Origin of the sequence: Streptomyces sp. NBC_01571, assembly GCF_026339875.1 — a bacterium.
Classification (GTDB): domain Bacteria; phylum Actinomycetota; class Actinomycetes; order Streptomycetales; family Streptomycetaceae; genus Streptomyces.
Genome location: NZ_JAPEPZ010000001.1, coordinates 2,562,862 through 2,579,772 on the forward strand (window position 1 = coordinate 2,562,862; position 16,911 = coordinate 2,579,772).

General features: G+C 71.3%; 16 protein-coding genes. 8 read left to right on the forward strand and 8 right to left on the reverse strand.

Annotated features, from left to right (window positions below):
* Positions 1 to 314 precede the first annotated feature (314 nt).
* On the forward strand, positions 315 to 1,004 hold the full coding sequence (locus tag OHB41_RS11560; protein WP_266697787.1) for a lysophospholipid acyltransferase family protein: 690 nt from the start codon (positions 315 to 317) through the stop codon (positions 1,002 to 1,004).
* A 147-nt stretch (positions 1,005 to 1,151) separates the two neighbouring features.
* On the opposite strand, the gene OHB41_RS11565 is transcribed toward OHB41_RS11560, so the two are convergent.
* From OHB41_RS11565 to OHB41_RS11585, 5 genes are all read right to left on the reverse strand, one after another.
* Complete coding sequence (locus tag OHB41_RS11565) at positions 1,152 to 2,714, reverse strand: MFS transporter (RefSeq protein ID WP_266697788.1); 1,563 nt, start codon at positions 2,712 to 2,714, stop codon at positions 1,152 to 1,154.
* A gap of 2 nt (positions 2,715 to 2,716) precedes the next feature.
* Complete coding sequence (locus OHB41_RS11570; RefSeq protein ID WP_266697790.1) at positions 2,717 to 3,262, reverse strand: TetR/AcrR family transcriptional regulator; 546 nt, start codon at positions 3,260 to 3,262, stop codon at positions 2,717 to 2,719.
* A gap of 80 nt (positions 3,263 to 3,342) precedes the next feature.
* Positions 3,343 to 4,314, reverse strand: coding sequence for an aldo/keto reductase (locus OHB41_RS11575; RefSeq protein ID WP_266697792.1), 972 nt, complete (start codon positions 4,312 to 4,314; stop codon positions 3,343 to 3,345).
* A 213-nt stretch (positions 4,315 to 4,527) separates the two neighbouring features.
* On the reverse strand, positions 4,528 to 5,961 hold the full coding sequence (argH, locus tag OHB41_RS11580; RefSeq protein WP_266697794.1) for an argininosuccinate lyase: 1,434 nt from the start codon (positions 5,959 to 5,961) through the stop codon (positions 4,528 to 4,530).
* Between the two features lie 99 nt (positions 5,962 to 6,060).
* Complete coding sequence (locus OHB41_RS11585) at positions 6,061 to 7,254, reverse strand: argininosuccinate synthase (RefSeq protein ID WP_266697795.1); 1,194 nt, start codon at positions 7,252 to 7,254, stop codon at positions 6,061 to 6,063.
* Positions 7,255 to 7,416: 162 nt separating this feature from the next.
* Here OHB41_RS11585 and OHB41_RS11590 point away from each other — a divergent pair, with 162 nt between their 5' ends.
* Positions 7,417 to 8,004 (forward strand): pyridoxamine 5'-phosphate oxidase family protein, encoded by a 588-nt coding sequence (locus OHB41_RS11590; RefSeq protein ID WP_266697797.1) that lies wholly within the window; start codon positions 7,417 to 7,419, stop codon positions 8,002 to 8,004.
* A 3-nt stretch (positions 8,005 to 8,007) separates the two neighbouring features.
* Entirely contained in the window at positions 8,008 to 8,697 is a 690-nt protein-coding gene (locus tag OHB41_RS11595; protein WP_266697798.1) for a L,D-transpeptidase family protein, read from the forward strand.
* Between the two features lie 42 nt (positions 8,698 to 8,739).
* Here the strand turns inward: OHB41_RS11595 and OHB41_RS11600 are convergent, their stop codons facing one another.
* Entirely contained in the window at positions 8,740 to 10,275 is a 1,536-nt protein-coding gene (locus OHB41_RS11600; protein WP_526024909.1) for a sensor histidine kinase, read from the reverse strand.
* Positions 10,272 to 11,024 (reverse strand): response regulator transcription factor, encoded by a 753-nt coding sequence (locus OHB41_RS11605; RefSeq protein WP_266705785.1) that lies wholly within the window; start codon positions 11,022 to 11,024, stop codon positions 10,272 to 10,274. Before OHB41_RS11605 ends, OHB41_RS11600 begins: the two co-directional genes overlap by 4 nt.
* A 187-nt stretch (positions 11,025 to 11,211) precedes the next feature.
* Here OHB41_RS11605 and OHB41_RS11610 point away from each other — a divergent pair, with 187 nt between their 5' ends.
* The 5 genes from OHB41_RS11610 (at position 11,212) to OHB41_RS11630 (ending at position 16,185) form a co-directional block, all read left to right on the forward strand.
* Positions 11,212 to 12,582, forward strand: coding sequence for a ferredoxin reductase family protein (locus OHB41_RS11610; protein WP_266697800.1), 1,371 nt, complete (start codon positions 11,212 to 11,214; stop codon positions 12,580 to 12,582).
* 7 nt (positions 12,583 to 12,589) lie between these two features.
* Positions 12,590 to 13,093: an FMN-binding protein gene (locus tag OHB41_RS11615; protein WP_266697801.1), complete on the forward strand. Its 504-nt coding sequence runs from the start codon at positions 12,590 to 12,592 to the stop codon at positions 13,091 to 13,093.
* A gap of 84 nt (positions 13,094 to 13,177) precedes the next feature.
* Positions 13,178 to 14,557, forward strand: a complete 1,380-nt coding sequence (locus tag OHB41_RS11620; RefSeq protein WP_266697802.1) for a ferredoxin reductase family protein — start codon at positions 13,178 to 13,180, stop codon at positions 14,555 to 14,557.
* A 19-nt stretch (positions 14,558 to 14,576) separates the two neighbouring features.
* Positions 14,577 to 15,404: an FMN-binding protein gene (locus OHB41_RS11625; protein ID WP_266697803.1), complete on the forward strand. Its 828-nt coding sequence runs from the start codon at positions 14,577 to 14,579 to the stop codon at positions 15,402 to 15,404.
* Between the two features lie 43 nt (positions 15,405 to 15,447).
* On the forward strand, positions 15,448 to 16,185 hold the full coding sequence (locus OHB41_RS11630; RefSeq protein WP_526025041.1) for an FAD:protein FMN transferase: 738 nt from the start codon (positions 15,448 to 15,450) through the stop codon (positions 16,183 to 16,185).
* A gap of 173 nt (positions 16,186 to 16,358) precedes the next feature.
* Here OHB41_RS11630 and OHB41_RS11635 read toward each other — a convergent pair whose 3' ends face one another.
* A complete protein-coding gene (locus tag OHB41_RS11635) occupies positions 16,359 to 16,895 on the reverse strand; it encodes an arginine repressor (RefSeq protein WP_266697807.1) in 537 nt (178 codons plus the stop codon).
* Positions 16,896 to 16,911 lie beyond the last annotated feature (16 nt).

A 16,911-nucleotide genomic window follows, 5' to 3' on the forward strand; every position in this document is an offset into this window, starting at 1 on the left:
CTGTCAAAGCGGGTCGATCGTAGGGGCCCCTGTGTGACGGGAGGGAGACCCGCGGCGGAACACCTGGGCTCCGCCCGATGTCGTCCGGGAGGCGGGTGGTGACGGATCGTCGGACGAGGGTGGCGAACGGGGGAGCCTTGCGCCGTCCGGGGGCGACTTCCGTCACATCGTGTCGAACGGGTGACACGTGCTCGTCCGCAGGCCACGGCAGGTAAACATTGGTCAACACTGCGTATCCGGACGGTGAACCCGATGTGCAATCACCCGGGACCCGCGAGTATCGTCCTCACCTGCACAGACTCATACCGAATCCCTTGACACCGGAGGGCCCGTTGTCCCGCTTCGTGCTCATCAAGGCAGTGCTCGGACCGATCATGCGCCTGATGTTCCGCCCACGGGTGGAGGGCGTGGAGCACATCCCGGGCGACGGTCCTGTCATCCTGGCCGGCAACCACCTCACGTTCATCGACTCGATGATCCTGCCCCTGGTCTGCGACCGGCAGGTGCTCTTCATCGGCAAGGACGAGTACGTCACCGGCAAGGGGTTCAAGGGCCGGCTCATGGCCTGGTTCTTCACCGGCGTCGGCATGATCCCGGTCGACCGCGACGGCGCCAACGGCGGTGTCGCGGCGCTGATGACCGGCCGTCGCATCCTGGAGGAGGGCAAGGTCTTCGGCATCTACCCGGAGGGCACCCGCTCCCCCGACGGCCGTCTGTACCGGGGCCGTACCGGCATCGCCCGCCTCACCCTGATGACCGGCGCGCCGGTCGTCCCGTTCGCGATGATCGGCACCGACAAGCTGCAGCCCGGCGGTGCCGGGATGCCGCGTCCCGGCCGGGTCACGGTCCGCTTCGGCGAGGCCATGGAGTTCTCCCGGTACGAGGGCATGGACCGTGACCGCTATGTCCTGCGCGCGGTGACCGACTCGGTGATGACCGAGGTCATGCGGCTGTCGGGCCAGGAGTACGTGGACATGTACGCCACGAAGGCGAAGGCCGCGTAGGCGCTCGGGCAACCGGCCGGCGAAGGATCCTCCGCCGGCGCCGCGACAGGCGACGTTCACCCGGGTGAGCGTCGCCTGCTGTCGTTGTGGACCGCGTCGTTGTGGATCGCGTCGTTTCTGGACCCGGCCGTTCCGGCCCCCGTCGTCCTAGACCCCGGTCTCCAACTTCTGTCCCTTCAGCAGGAACCATGCCGCTGCCGCCGTGGCGAGCAGTACCACCGCTCCGAGGCCCGAGGCGAAGGCCAGGCCCTCGACGAAGGACGTACGGGCCGCGTCCAGCAGGGCCTGTGAGGTGTGGGCGGGAAGCGTCGCGGCCGCCTCCACCGCGCCGCCGAGGGACTCGTGAGCCCCGGCCGGGGTGCCCGCCGGCCCGGTGAATCCCGCGTACACACCCGTGACGACGGAGCCCAGCAGGGCGATGCCGAGGGCGGCACCGAGTTCGTACGCCGTCTCGGAGACCGCGGAGGCCGCGCCGGCCTGCTCCTTGGGCACGCTGGAGAGGATCACGTCGGCGGTGACCGTGAACGAGAAGCCCGCGCCGACGCCGACCGCCAGCAGCGCGGTACCGAGCAACGAGTAGCCGGTGGACTGGCTCAGCACGGTGAGCGCGGCGAGCGCGAGACCGACCGCGGCGAGTCCGCCGGAGACCACGGCACGCACCGAGTACCGCCGGGCGGCCGAGCCCGCGACCAGGCCCGCCCCCACCGCGCCGACGGCGGCGGGCAGCTCGGCCAGACCCGCCTCGAACGGCCCCCTGCCCTGCACCAGTTGCAGATACTGCGAGAGGAAGAAGACGAGCCCGGACATCCCGAAGACGGTCAGCAGGTCGGCTGCCACGGCCGCCGAGAAGCCCCGGTTGCGGAACAGCCGCATGTCCAGCAGCGGTATCGGCATGCCGAGCTGGCGCCGTACGAACCCGTACAGGGCCCCGGCGCCCAGCAGGCCCACGGCCACCGGCTGCCAGGCGAACCCGTGCATGGCCAGTTCCTTCACCGCGTACACGATGCCGATCATGCCGACGAGCGAGAGCGCGACGCTGGCCAGGTCCCAGGGGCCGGGGTGCGGGTTGCGCGACTCGGGCAACAGCTTGATGCCGACGGGCACGAGGACGAGCATCACGGGCACGTTGATCAGGAAGACCGAGCCCCACCAGAAGTGTTCGAGCAGGAAGCCGCCGACCACGGGACCGACGGCCGTACCGGCGGACGCCGTGGCGCCCCAGATGCCGATGGCGAGGCTGCGCTCGCGCGGGTCGTGGAAGAGGTTGCGGATCAGGGCGAGCGTGGCGGGCATCAGGGTCGCGCCCGCGACACCGAGCAGCGCCCGCGCCAGGATCATCAACTCCGGTGTCGTGGCGTAGGCGTTGAGCACGGATATCGCGCCGAACGCGGTGGCGCCGATCAGCAGCAGCCGCTTGCGTCCGATGCGGTCGCCGAGGCTGCCCATGGAGACGAGCAGACCGGCGATGACGAAGGAGTAGACGTCGCCGATCCACAGGAGCTGGGTGCCGGACGGCTCCAGGTCCTCGCTGATGTAAGGGGTCGCGAGACCGAGCACGGTCGCGTCGACGGCCACCAGCAGCACGGCGAGAACGAGGACCGAGAGCGCGAGCCAGCGGCCCGGTCGCTTCTCCGCCTCCGCCGTGTACTCCCCCGCCTTCCCGGCTTCCTCCGAGCCGGGGACACCCCCGTGCCGCAGGGTGCTGGTCATGATCACTCTCTCCGTAGCGCGCCGCCGAGCAGCAGCTCGACGATCATGAAGGTGAAGTCCTTGGTGGCGACCCGCCCCTCCAGCACCGCCCAGGCGCCCGAGGCGATCAGCCCGTAGAGCGCCTCGGTGAGCCAGGCGGGGGTGAGGTCGATGCGGAATTCGCCGCTGTCCTGGCCGCGCCGGAACAGCGCGGCGATACGGGCGTCGAGCCGGGCCCAGCCCTCGTTCTGCCCCTCGCCCTCGAACAGCTGGTTCTCGGTGTAGAGGAAGGCGAGGAGTCCGGCGGCCTTCTCCAGCTCGTTCACCAGCCGGCGCAGCGCCTCCTGCGCGGTGCCGTCGTCGAGGCGGGCGGCGTCCAGGGCCGCCTCGCACTCGTCGATGCCGAGCGCCTCCAGCGCCCGCACGAGCGCGTCGCGTCCGGCGAACTGGCGGTGCAGCGTGGCCCTGCTGATCCCGGCCGCCCTGGCCACCTCGTCCATGGTTGCGGTGGATCTGCGGGTGAGGAGGGCGGCTGCGCTGCGCAGCACGTGGTCACGGTCGACAGCCATGAGACAAGGATAACCCATGTGAGACATCTGTGTCTCATTAGGGGCGTGCACGTCTCACGCGCGCCGTGCTCGCCGGGTGGTCAGTGCCAGGGCAGCTGAGCGCGACCGTCCCAGTAGGCCCGCGGCTCCTCGGCGAGGGCGTCGAGGCGGGCCAACTGGTCCTCGTCGAGATCGACGACCGCGGCGTGCAGGTTCGAGGCGAGCTGGTTGGCGGTGGCCGCGCCGGAGAGGACGACTCCGGCCCAGGGCCGGCACAGGACGAAGGCGAGGGAGACGGCGTCCGCGCCCAGCCCCGTCTGCGCGGCCACGGCGGCGACCGCGTCCGGCGCGTGCCCGGTGGCGAGGCGGCCGTTGGCCATGGCCTCCTTGACGATCACCGTGAGTCCGGCGTCGTGCGCCTCGGCGAGCGCGGGCGCGGCCGAGGTCTCCAGGACGTTGTACGTGGACTGGACGGTACGGAACAGGGGCGCGCCGTCGACCGACACGGCGAGCGCGGCGCGGATCGCGTCGGCCTGCGCCGGCCCGCTCGTGGAGAAACCGATGGAGAGGCCCCCGGCCGCGGCTTCGGCGAGCTCGGCGTGCAGCTTCCGGTCGGTGAGGGCGGGGCTGTCCGGGGTCACCGAGTGGATCTGGTAGAGGTCGAGCCGGTCACCGAGCAGCTCCGCGGTCTCGGCGCGCTGCCGCTCGTAGGTGGCGAGGCCGTGGTCCTTGACCTCGTGCGCCTCGGCGTCGGTGCGCCAGTCCGCCGTGTACGTGTAGCCCCACTTGCTGCCGATCACGACGTCGTCGGCGTCGGGACGGGAGCGGAGCCAGTCGGCGAGGAACTCCTCGGAGCGGCCGTACGAGCGGGCCACGTCGTAGTAGCGCACGCCCTGGGCGTAGGCGGCGTCGAGGAGTTCGCGGGTGCGCTCGCGCAGGGCGTCGACACTGCGTACGGCCGGGAGGTCGTCCTCACGGCCGAGGTTGATGTAGCCGGGGCGGCCCACTGCGGCCAGGCCGAGCCCGATGTGCGCGGTGGGAGTCGTGGCTGAGGCGAGGCGGGCGAAGGGCATCGCGGGCTCCGTTTCGATCGGCTCCGTACGGCTTCCGACCAACGTAACCCGCGACGCCCCTGTCCCACCGGACCCGCTGCCTCTTCAGCCCGGCGCGGCCACTTCCTGTCCGAAACCGCCCGGGCCCGCCCGGTGTCGCTCGCACTTGCCCGGCGTTGTCTGTTCTCGACCGGGGGTCGCCTCGCGTCCGGCGCCGACCGCTCCCGGCCGGCGTTACTTCCTCTGCTTCGCCGTGGCCCAGGTGTGCTGGGCGGTCACGTCGGACCTGATCTCCGCGAGCTGCACGGCGACCGCGCTCGGCGCCGTACCGCCACGGCCGTCGCGGGAGGCGAGCGCGCCCGGCACGTTCAGGACTGACCGCACCTCGGGCGTCAGGTGCGGGGAGATCTTCGCGAACTGCTCGTCGCTCAGACCGTCGAGTTCGATGCCCTCGGCCTCGGCGACCTTCACGCACTCGCCCGCGACCTCGTGCGCGACACGGAACGGCACGCCCTGCCTCACCAGCCACTCGGCGATGTCGGTGGCGAGCGAGAAGCCGGCCGGGGCCAGCTCCTCCATCCGCTCGCGGTGGACGGTGAGGGTGGCCATCATGCCGGTGAACGCGGGGAGCAGGACCTCCAGTTGGTCGCAGGAGTCGAAGACCGGCTCCTTGTCCTCCTGGAGGTCGCGGTTGTACGCGAGGGGCAGCGCCTTGAGCGTGGCCATCAGGCCCGTCAGGTTGCCGATGAGGCGCCCCGACTTGCCGCGCGCCAGCTCCGCGATGTCCGGGTTCTTCTTCTGCGGCATGATCGACGAGCCGGTGGAGAACGCGTCGTGGAGCGTGACGAAGGAGAACTCCTTCGTGTTCCAGATGATGACCTCTTCGGCGATCCGGGAGAGGTTCACACCGATCATCGCGGTGATGAAGGCGAACTCGGCGACGAAGTCGCGGGACGCCGTGCCGTCGATCGAGTTCGCGACCGAGCCGTGCTCGAAGCCGAGGTCCTTGGCGACCGACTCCGGGTCGAGGCCGAGGGAGGAACCGGCCAGCGCGCCCGACCCGTACGGCGAGACGGCCGTGCGCTCGTCCCACTGCCGCAGGCGCTCGGCGTCCCGGGACAGCGACTGGACGTGTGCGAGGACGTGGTGCGCGAAGAGCACGGGCTGCGCGTGCTGGAGGTGGGTGCGGCCGGGCATCGCGACGTCCGGGTGGGCCTCGGCGAGGCCGATCAGCGCGTCCTGGAGATCGGCGACCAGCCCGCCGATGATCCGTGCGTGGTCGCGCAGGTACATCCGGAAGAGGGTCGCCACCTGGTCGTTGCGGGAGCGGCCCGCGCGCAGCTTGCCGCCGAGGTCGGGGCCGAGGCGCTCCAACAGGCCGCGTTCCAGGGCGGTGTGGACGTCCTCGTCGGCGATGGTGCCGACGAAGGAACCGTCCGCCACATCGGCTTCGAGCCGGTCCAGGCCGTCGAGCATCCGGGTCAGCTCGTCGTCCGTGAGGAGGTCCGCCCTGTGCAGCACGCGCGCGTGGGCACGCGATCCGGCGATGTCGTAGGGCGCGAGCCGCCAGTCGAAGTGGACGGACGCGGACAGCTTGGCCAGGGCCTCGGCGGGACCGTCGGCGAAACGGCCGCCCCAGAGCCGTACGTCACCGCTGTTGCTGCTCACTTGCGTTGCTCCTCAAAGATGGCGGTGTGCGGACGCCTCCGCACCCAGGAACGTGAGGAGGCGGCCGTCAGGCTGGTGCGTGCGGGGTGGTCCTCGGTGTCACCCCAGGTCGCGCTTGGCGGCGATCTTCGACGACAGACTGTAGATGTCGATGAAGCCCTTGGCGGCCGCCTGGTCGAAGGTGTCGCCCGTGTCGTAGGTCGCCAGGTCGAAATCGTAGAGCGAGGTGTCGGAACGCCGGCCGGTGACGACCGCGCGGCCGCCGTGGAGGGTCATCCGGATGTCGCCGTCGACCTGCTGGTTGGCCTCGTCGATGAAGCCGTCCAGAGCGCGCTTGAGCGGGGAGAACCACTGGCCGTCGTAGACGAGTTCGCCCCAGCGCTGCTCGACCTGCCGCTTGTAGCGGGCCAGTTCGCGCTCCACCGTGACGTTCTCCAGCTCCTGGTGCGCGGTGATCAGCGCGATCGCGCCCGGAGCCTCGTACACCTCGCGGGACTTGATGCCCACGAGCCGGTCCTCGACCATGTCGATCCGGCCGATCCCCTGCCCGCCGGCCCGCTCGTTGAGCAGCTGGATGGCCTGCAGGACGCTGACGGGCCTGCCGTCGACGGCGACCGGAACACCCGCCTTGAAGGAGATGACGACCTCGTCGGCCTCGCGGGGCTCGGCCGGGTTCGCGGTGTACTCGTAGATGTCCTCGATCGGCGCGTTCCAGATGTCCTCGAGGAAGCCCGTCTCGACGGCCCGGCCGAACACGTTCTGGTCGATGGAGTACGGGGACTTCTTGGTGGTGGCGATCGGGAGCCGCTTCGCCTCGCAGAAGGCGATCGCCTTTTCGCGGGTCATCGCGCAGTCGCGGACCGGGGCGATGCACTTGAGGTCGGGGGCGAGGGCGACGATGCCGGCCTCGAACCGCACCTGGTCGTTGCCCTTGCCGGTGCAGCCGTGGGCGACCGTGGTGGCACCGTGTTTCCGCGCGGCCGCGACGAGGTGCTTGACGATCGTCGGCCGGGAGAGCGCGGAGACCAGCGGATAGCGGTCCATGTAGAGGGCGTTGGCCTTGATCGCCGGGAGGCAGTACTCGTCGGCGAACTCGTCCTTCGCGTCCGCGACCTCGGCCTCGACGGCACCGCAGGCGAGCGCGCGCTTGCGGATGACGTCCAGGTCCTCGCCGCCCTGGCCGACGTCCACGGCGACGGCGACGACCTCGGCGCCCGTCTCCTCGGCGATCCAGCCGATGGCGACGGAGGTGTCCAGACCGCCGGAGTAGGCGAGTACGACGCGCTCGGTCACGGGATTCTCCTTCGCAGTGCATCCGCTGGTATGCATGAGTATGCAGTAGTCCGCATGATTCGTCAATCAGGACCCACCCATCGGGGGCCGGAGCGCCCCGGACCGGACACGCCGGAGGAATTCCTTAGACAGGCGAAGGATCTTGCTCAATAATCGTTAGACATGGGAAAGACCTACGAACGCATCGACGGCCGGCTGCGCACGTTCATCGAGGCCCAGCCCCTCTTCTTCACCGCGACCGCACCGCTGTCCACGGACGGCACGATCAACCTCTCCCCCAAGGGCATCACCGGTTCGTTCGCCGTGCTCGACGAACGGACCGTGGCCTACCTCGACTTCGCCGGCAGCAACGCGGAGACCATCGCGCATCTGCGGGAGAACGGCAGGATCACCCTCATGTGGTGCGCCTTCCAGGGGCCGCCCAACATCGTCCGGGTGCACGGTCACGGCGAGCCCGTCTTCCGTGACGACCCCCGCTTCAAGGAACTGCTCACGCACTTCCCCGGCGTCGACCCCACCCCGCACGGCCTGCGCGCGATCATCGTCGTGACGGCCGAACTCGTCCGTGACACCTGCGGCTACGCGGTGCCCTTCATGTCGTACGACGAGGACCGCGACCTGCACGCCCAACGCTTCGCCCGCGAGGACGACACCTCGCTGAACACCTACTTCACCAAGAAGGAGCACATCGCGACCAGCCTGGACGGCCTACCCGGGCTGCCGCTCCCGCTGCCGCCCACTACCGTCTGAGCCATGCGCCTCGGAGCCGTCGCCCTCGCGTCCGCGTCCCTTCTCGCCCTCGCCCCGAACGGGCCGCCACCGCTCCCCGGGCAGCTCGCGGACACCGGCGGCGGCAGCCAGCTGATCACGGCGCGGGCGCCGCGCGCCGACGCGACGTCGGGCACGCTCACCTGGTGGGACCGGCGCGACGGGCACTGGGTGAAGGCCGGATCCGCGGTGGCGCGTTTCGGGGCCAGGGGGCTGGTCGAGGGCGGCTCACGCAGACAGAGCACGAACACGACACCCACGGGGCTGTACGCCCTCCCGTACGCGTTCGGCATCCGCAAGGCGCCGGACGGCACCCGGGCCCCCTACCGCCGGGTGCGCCAGGAGTCCTGGTGGTGCGAGGACATCGGGTCCCGCTCCTACAACCGCTGGACCGAGCCCCGCCCCGCCGACTGCCGCGCCACCGAGTCCGAGCAGCTGATCACGTACGACCCCCAGTACGCGTACGCCCTCGTCGTCGGCTTCAACTACGACAAGCCGGTACGGGGTCGCGGCGCCGGCATCTTCCTCCATGTCGACGGGCGCGGGGCGACCGCCGGCTGTGTGTCGGTGCCGGTGGACGCCATGCGGCGGATCCTCTCCTGGGTCGATCCCTCGCGAGCGCCCCACATCGCGATCGGAACGGACGGCGGAGCGACCGCGATCACGAGGTACTGACCGCCGGGGAGACAGCGGGTACCGCATTCCCCTCGGCGCACCTCAGCGGGCGCCGAGCCGGACCGTGAACGTCGTCGCCCCTGGCCGGCTCTCCAGCGCGACCGTGCCACCGTGCGACTCCACCACCGCGGCCACGATCGACAGGCCCAGCCCCGCGCCGCCGCCCCCGCCCCCGCCCCCCGCACGACGGCGGTCGGCCCGGGTGAACCGCTCGAAGACGCGGGGCCGGACGTCCTCCGTGACTCCCGGCCCGTTGTCATGGACCGTCAGCACGGGCCCGGTGCCGTCGGTCTCCAGACGCACCCTGACCTCGGTGCCGACGGGCGTATGCAGACGCGCGTTGGCCAACAGGTTGGCCAACACCTGTTGGAGTCGGTGGGCGTCCCCCGTCACCGTCACCGGTTCCTCCGGGAGTTCCAGCGTCCAGCGGTGGCCGGGACCGGCCGCCCGCGCGTCCGTGACCGAGTCCAGGACGAGGTGGGTGAGGTCGACGGGGAGGCGTTCCAGGGGGCGCCCCGCGTCGAGGCGGGCGAGCAGGAGCAGGTCGTCGACCATCTCGCCCATCCGCGCCGACTCCGCGGCGATGCGTTCCAGGGCGCGGGTGACCTCCGGCGGCACCGGACCCGGGTGCAGCAGGGCCAGCTCGGCGTGACCCCGCACCGACGCGACCGGCGTGCGCAGCTCGTGGCTGGCGTCGGCGGCGAAGCTGCGCAGCCTTTCCTCGCTCGCATGCCGCTTGGTCAGCGCGTCCTCGACATGACCGAGCATCCGGTTCACCGCACCGGCGACCCGGCCCACCTCGCTGCGCGGATCGGGTTCGGGCACCCGCGCCGGCAACGCGACCTCGCCGCTGGCGAGCGGGAGCTCGCTGACCCGGGTCGCGGTCGCGGCCACCCGGTTCAGCGGGCGCAGCGACCAGCGCACCCACAGGGCGCCGGCGACTCCGGCGACGACGAGGGCCACGCCGAAGACGCAGCCCGCGACCAGTTCCAGGCGGTGGACGGCGGCCCGGACCGGCTCCATCGGCAGCCCGGTGATCAGGACGTCGCCGTCCCGGCCCCGGACCGCCATCACGCGGTAGTCGCCGAGCGCGGACAGACAGACGGTGTGGCCGAGGCCGTTCTCCGGGACGGCCGCCAGGGTCCGGCGGTCGGCGGGGGTCACCTTCACATAGAGATTGGTCGTGTCGTCGCCGGGGCGGACGACCGCCGCGTTGCTGACGTCCGTGCCGACCAGCCGGGCGCCGAAGGTGCCGGTGCTCTGCCGACGGGTGTCGCCGTTCTCGTCCCCGTCATGGTCCGACTCCACCACCTTCCCCCCGTGCTCCAGGCTCGCCGGGAAGCGCGGCCCCACGTCCCGCAGCTGCTGGTCGACACGGCCGGTGAGGAAGCCGTTCAGCTCGTACACGGCGGCCACGCCGACGGCCGCGCAGCCGACGGCGAGCAGCACCAGCAGCCCCGCCGTCAGCCGCGCCCGTATCGTCCGGGGGAACGGGACCCCACGGACGAGGGCCCGCGCTCCCGACCGCCCCCGTCGCACCGCGCTCCCCCACCGCGCGCTTCCCCACCGCACGCTCATCCGCCCGCCGCCGGTTTGAGCACGTATCCGGCGCCCCGCACGGTGTGGATCATCGGTTCACGGCCCGCGTCCACCTTCTTGCGCAGATAGGAGATGTACAGCTCCACCACATGGGCCTGGCCGCCGAAGTCGTACGACCAGACGCGGTCGAGGATCTGCGGCTTGCTGAGCACCCGGCGCGGATTGCGCATCAGGAAGCGCAGCAGCTCGAACTCGGTCGGTGACAGCTCGATCAGCCCGCCGCCACGCGTCACCTCACGGGCCTCCTCGTCCATGACGAGGTCGCCGACGATCAGGCGCGGGCCCTCGTCGAGCTGCCGGGCCATGCCCGCGCGGCGCAGCAGTCCGCGCAGCCGGGCGACGACCTCTTCCAGGCTGAACGGCTTGGTCACGTAGTCGTCGCCGCCCGCCGTGATGCCCGCGACACGGTCCTCGACGGCGTCCCGCGCGGTGAGGAAGAGCACACAGACCTCGGGCCGCACGGTGTGCAGGGTGCGCAGTACGGCGAAGCCGTCGGTGTCCGGGAGCATCACGTCGAGGACGACGGCGTCGGGCATCAGCTCGCGCGCCTCGGTGAGGGCCGAGGCGCCGTCGGCCGCCGTCCGTACCTCCCAGCCCTCGTAGCGCAGGGCACCGGAGAGGACCTCGGCCAGGTCCGGGTCGTCGTCGACGACCAGGACCCGGACCGGGGTGCCGTCGGGCCGGGTGAGCGCGGGCAGGCCGGTGCCTCGTGAGCGGGGAGTGTTCATCATGTCGTCTTCCAGGATCGCCCCTCACCGGAGGTGGCAGCACCCCTCCCGCCTCTGAGTTTCCTCTGAGTGAGCCGCCTGGGCCGCTCTCCGTTACCTGTGAATCCGCGTCGGGGGCGCCCATTCAGAGGCTACTCAGAAGTTACCGAAGCACAGTTTCCTCCCGGACAGCCGGAAGGACGGACATATGACCACGGTGTACGAGCGGACAGCGGTTCCTCGCCCGTCACGCGGACGCAGACGACCGCGCCGCTCGCCCGCCGGGCCCCTGCTGGCCCTGCTGTGGGGCGGTGCCGGGGCGGTCGTCGCCTTGTGGTGGTACGACACGCAGTCGGTGGTGGGCCTTGCCGGGTGGCTGACCGACGCCGGCCGGATCGCGGGGCTGCTCTGCGGCTACACCTGCGCGGTCCTCGTCGCGCTGATGGCCCGGGTACCGCTCCTCGAGCGGCGGGTCGGCTCGGACCGGGTGGCCCGCTGGCACGCCATGGCCGGCCGGTACACGGTCAGCCTGCTGGTGGCGCATGTCACGCTGATCCTCTTCGGGTACGCCGCCCAGGACGGGGCGAGCATCGTGCACGAGACGCTGAGCATGGTGTTCGACTACCCGGACATGCTCAAGGCCACGACCGGCACCGTCATCCTCTTCGCCGTCGGGATCACCTCGGCGCGCACGGCCCGCCGCCGGATCAGCCACGAGTTCTGGTACTACCTGCACCTGCTGACGTACGTGGCCGTGTTCCTCACCTTCTTCCACCAGCTCGCGCTGGGCTCGGACTTCGTCGGCAACACCGCCGCCCAGGCCGCCTGGTACGTGCTCTACCTGGGCACGGCCGCCCTGGTCGTCCGGTTCCGGCTGCTCACCCCGGTACGGCTCAACCTGCGCCACAAGCTGCGCGTGGAGGACGTGCACCGCGAGGCGCCCGGCGTCTTCTCCATCGTCGTACGCGGGGAACGGCTGGACGAGCTGAACGCTCAGGCAGGGCAGTTCTTCCGCTGGCGGTTCCTCTCCGCCGGGATGAGGTGGACCTCGACGCCGTACTCGCTCTCGGCCCCGCCGCGCCCCGACCTGATGCGGATCACCGTGAAGGCGCTCGGCGACCACAGTGCCGCCGTGGGGCTGCTGCGGCCCGGCACCCGGGTGTGGGCGGAAGGCCCCTACGGCGCGCTGACCGCCGATCGGCACACCGGACGCAAGGCGCTGCTGATCGCCGGCGGCGTCGGCATCACGCCGCTGCGCGCCCTGTTCGAGACGCTGCCCGGCGGGCCCGGCGATGTAACGCTGCTCTACCGGGCGAGCACGGCCGAGGACCTCGCGCTCGGCGCCGAGCTGGAGGCGATAGCGCAGTGGCGTGGGGCGCGCGTCCTGTACGCGGTCAACGGCGCAGACGGGACACGTCCGAGATTCACCGCCGATTCCCTGCGGGAGGCCGTGCCCGACCTCACCGGGCATGACGTCTATCTGTGCGGTCCGCCCGCCATGGCCAGGGCCCTGTACGGCGCGCTGCGCGCGGCCGGGGTCCCCGACCGCCGTATCCACCACGAGTCGTTCGAGCTGTGAGGCCGTCATGCACGCCCTGAAGAAGCACCGTCCGCTGCGCCGCGTGACGCTGGCGGCCGCGACCACCGTCACGGGTGTCGTCCTGCTGCTGTCGCTCAAGCCGCACACGCCGCCGACCGTGGCACAGGCGTCGTCCTCCGCCGGACAGTCACAGTCGACGTCCCGGTCACCTTCGCCCGGAGGCTCTTCCGGAGGCTCCTCGGGAGGCTCGTCCGGGAGTGCGAAGAGCACGGGCACCAAGACCATCACCGGTGACACGGTCCAGACCCGCTGGGGCCCCGTCCAGGTGCGCGTCACGCTGAAGAACGGCAAGATCACCGATGTGACCGCGGTCTCCTATCCCTCGGACAACTCACGGGACCAGGAGATCAGCAGTTACGCAATTCCCCAGCTCAGGAGGGAGGCGCTGGCCGCGCAGAGCGCCCAGATCGACTCCGTCTCGGGGGCCTCGTACACCAGCGACGGATACAAGCAGTCCCTCCAATCGGCACTGGACTCGGCAGGCCTCTGAACGCACGGCCGCCGGGCCCCGTATCTCTGGGCCAGGGGACCCCTCCCCTCACCCCGTCCCCAACGGACGCCCACGGAGGAACCGTTGTCCACGATCGCCGGTGGCCGCGCCGCGCGGCGCCAGACCCTGCGCCGAATCCGCCCACTACGCTCCCCCGCCGTCCCCCTGCTGCTCGCCGTCTGGGCGGGCGCGGCCGGGGTCATCTGGCTGTGGTGGAGCAACACCCCGTCCATCGCGGACGACAACAGCAAGATCCTCAACGCGGGCCGCATCACGGGGCTGCTCGCCGGGTACCTGATGGCACTGGTCGTGCTGCAGATGGCCCGGGTGCCCGCCCTGGAGCGCCGGGTGGGATCGGACCGCGTCGCGCGCTGGCACGCGATGAGCGGCCGGTACACGATCTGTCTGGTCCTCGCCCACCTCGTCCTGATCATGTGGGGCTACGCGCTGCAGGCGGGCAAGAGCTTCGGCGACATCGTCCAGCAGACCATCGACTCGATCAACCAGCTGCCCGACATGGGCAAGGCGGCGATCGGCACCGGTCTGCTGCTCGTCATCGGTCTGCTCTCGATGGGTCCGGTGCGCCGCAGGATGGGATACGACACCTGGTACCACATCCACCTGCTCACCTACGCCGCCGTCTTCCTGACGTTCTGGCACCAGCTGTCCACGGGGAACGAGTTCGCCGTCGACCCGACCGCGAAGACCGTCTGGTACGGGCTGTACGGATCGGTGACGGCGCTGGTGCTCTGGTACCGGATCCTCGCCCCGATCCGGCTGAACCTGAAGCACCGGATGCGGGTCGAGGCGGTCGTCGAGGAGACGCCCGGCATCGTCTCGGTGCTGATCAGCGGCCGGAAACTGCATCGCATGGGTGCGGAGGCCGGGCAGTTCTTCCGCTGGCGCTTCCTGGCACCGGGCATGCGGCTCAGCTCGCACCCGTACTCGCTGTCGGCGGCGCCGCGCCCCACCATGCTGCGCATCACGGTGAAGGCGATCGGCGACCACAGCTCCGCGCTGCGCGACCTGCGGCCCGGCACCCGGGTCTGGGCCGAGGGCCCCTACGGGGCGCTGACGGCGGCCAAGCGCAGCCGCGGCAAGGTGCTGCTGGTGGCCGGCGGTGTCGGCATCACGCCGATGCGGGCGCTGTTCGAGACACTGCCCGGCTCGGCGGGCGATCTGACGCTGCTCTACCGGGCCAACACCACCCAGGACCTGGCCCTGTGGGACGAGCTGGCCTCGATCGCCGAGGAGCGCGGGGCCCGGCTGATGTACGCGGTGAACAGTCCCGAGGGGGAGCGTCCGGACATCTCGGCGGAGACCCTGAGCCGGAAGCTCCCGGACATCGACCGCCACGACGTCTTCATGTGCGGGCCGCCCGGCTTCGCGCAGCAGGTCTACCAGGCACTGCGCGGCGCGGGGGTTCCCGCCCGCCGCATCCATCACGAGTCGTTCGAGATGTGAGCGACGGGAGTCAGGAGCGATGAAGAAGAGCCACCCCATTCGACGTGCCGTGCTGGCCGGTGCCGCCACCGTGTCCGGGATCGTCCTGCTGCTGTCGCTGAAGCCCGCCTCCGACCCGGCGTCGGCGCAGGGCGCGGCCGCACCGCGGCAGTCGGCGGCGCAGGAGTCGCCCCAGGGCGGCAGCGCGCAGCAGTCGTCCTCGGGGGCAGGGACCGTCACCGGCGACGTCGCCCAGACCCAGTACGGTCCTGTCCAGGTCCGTATCACCGTCAGGGGCGGCAAGGTCACCAGGTCCGAGGTCGTCCAGATCCCGAGCGGTGGCCGCAGTACCGAGGTGAGCAACAGCTCGGTGCCCAGGCTCAACCAGGAGGCCGTCGCCGCGGGCAGCGCCGACATCGACGCCGTGTCCGGTGCCACCTACACCAGCGCCGGGTACAAGAAGTCGCTGCAGTCGGCGCTCGACAAGGCGAAGGCCCAGGGCAGCGGGGCGTCAGGGTCGGCGGGGTCCACCGGTGCCGCGGGCTCGACGGGCTCGTCCGGTGCCTCCGCGGCGCCCCAGGCCCCCGCCACGCAGGCCCGCACCGTCACCGGAAGCGTGGCCCAGACCCAGTACGGCGCCGTCCAGGTCCGTGTCAGCGTCAGCGGCGGCAAGATCACCAAGGCCGAGGCCGTCCAGGCGCCCAAGGGCGGTCTGAGCGACCAGAAGACCGCGATGGCCGTTCCCAAGCTCAACCAGGAGGCCGTCGCGGCCGGAAGTGCCGACATCGACGCCGTGTCCGGTGCGACCTACACCAGCACGGGATACAAGCAGTCCCTGCAGTCGGCCCTGGACAAGGCCGGTGGCTGACCCCTCCCAGGAGCCGCACGCGCTGCGGCACGCCGAAGAAGTCATGGGCACCGTCTTCTCGTTCGACGTGCGCGGCGGCGAACCAGACCTCGTCCGGGCCGCGTTGGACGAGGCGGTCGCCGAACTCCACAAGGTGGACGAGGTGTTCAGCACCTATCGCGAGGACAGCCAGCTCTCCCGCCTGGCACGCGGTGAGTCGAGCGTCGAGGAGTGCGATCCGGAGGTCGGCGAGGTGCTCGACCTGTGCGCCGAGGCGGAGCGGCTGAGCGCGGGCTGGTTCAGCACGAGGTACGGGGGGCGGCTCGACCCGACCGGTCTCGTGAAGGGCTGGGCGACCGAGCGTGCGGCCCGTCGCATGGCGGCGGCCGGCGCGAGCGGGGTGAGCGTGAACGGGGGCGGTGACGTCCAGCTGTTCGGGGCTCCCGGCACCCACCGTCCCTGGCGGGTCGGCGTCTCGGATCCGCTGCGTCCCGGTGGGCTCGCGGCCGTGGTCTCCGCCGCCGGTGTGGAGGAGCTGGCGGTGGCCACCTCCGGCACCGCCGAGCGCGGCGCCCACATCGTCGACCCGAGCACCGGCCGCTCCGCGGTCACCGACCTGGTCGCCGTGACCGTGGTGGGTCCCCGCCTGACCTGGGTGGACGCCTGGGCGACGGCCGCCTTCGCGATGGGTTCCCGGGAGGCCCTGAGCTGGCTGGAGTCCCTTCCGGACATCGAGGCCCTGCTCATCACGGCGGGCGACGAGGTGAGATGCACCGGGGGCCTCGCCCAACGGCTGGGGTGACCTGAGCGCCCCCGTCGGGGCACCGTGGCCCTGGCAGGGGCGCGGGCCACTGCGCGGCCGGCCCCGGGGGCCCCGCGGTCGAAGGCGGACGGACGCGAGTGGAGGGGCACCCCCGGGTCGGGGGTGCCCCTCCACTTCCGTACCCTCCAGTGGTTGTTCTGGGTCCGTACCCGTCAGTGGTTGTTCTGGGCCAGCCGCAGCAGATGGTCGGCGAGCGCCTGTCCACCCGTCGCGTCCCGGCTGATCAGCAGCAGTGTGTCGTCGCCGGCGATCGTCCCGAGGATGTCCTGCAGTTCCGCCTGGTCGATCGCCGAGGCGAGGAACTGCGCGGCCCCCGGAGGGGTGCGCAGGACCACGAGGTTCGCGGACGCCTCCGCGGAGATCAGCAGTTCGGAGGAGAGCCGGCGCATCCGCTCCTCCTTCGCCGACTCCCCCAGGGGCACGCGCGGGGTGCGGAAGCCGCCCTCGCTCGGTACCGCGTAGATGAGGTCGCCGTCGTTGTTGCGGATCTTCACCGCGTTCAGCTCGTCCAGGTCCCGGGAGAGCGTCGCCTGGGTGACGTTCAGCCCATCGTCGGCGAGGAGCTTCGCCAACTGGCTCTGTGAGCGCACCGGTTGCCGGTTGAGGATGTCCACGATCCGGCGGTGGCGTGCGGTCCGGGTCTGCGGCACGGCAGGCCCGGCATGCTCGTGGTCCTGCGCCTGGCTCATCGTCGTCGTCCCATTT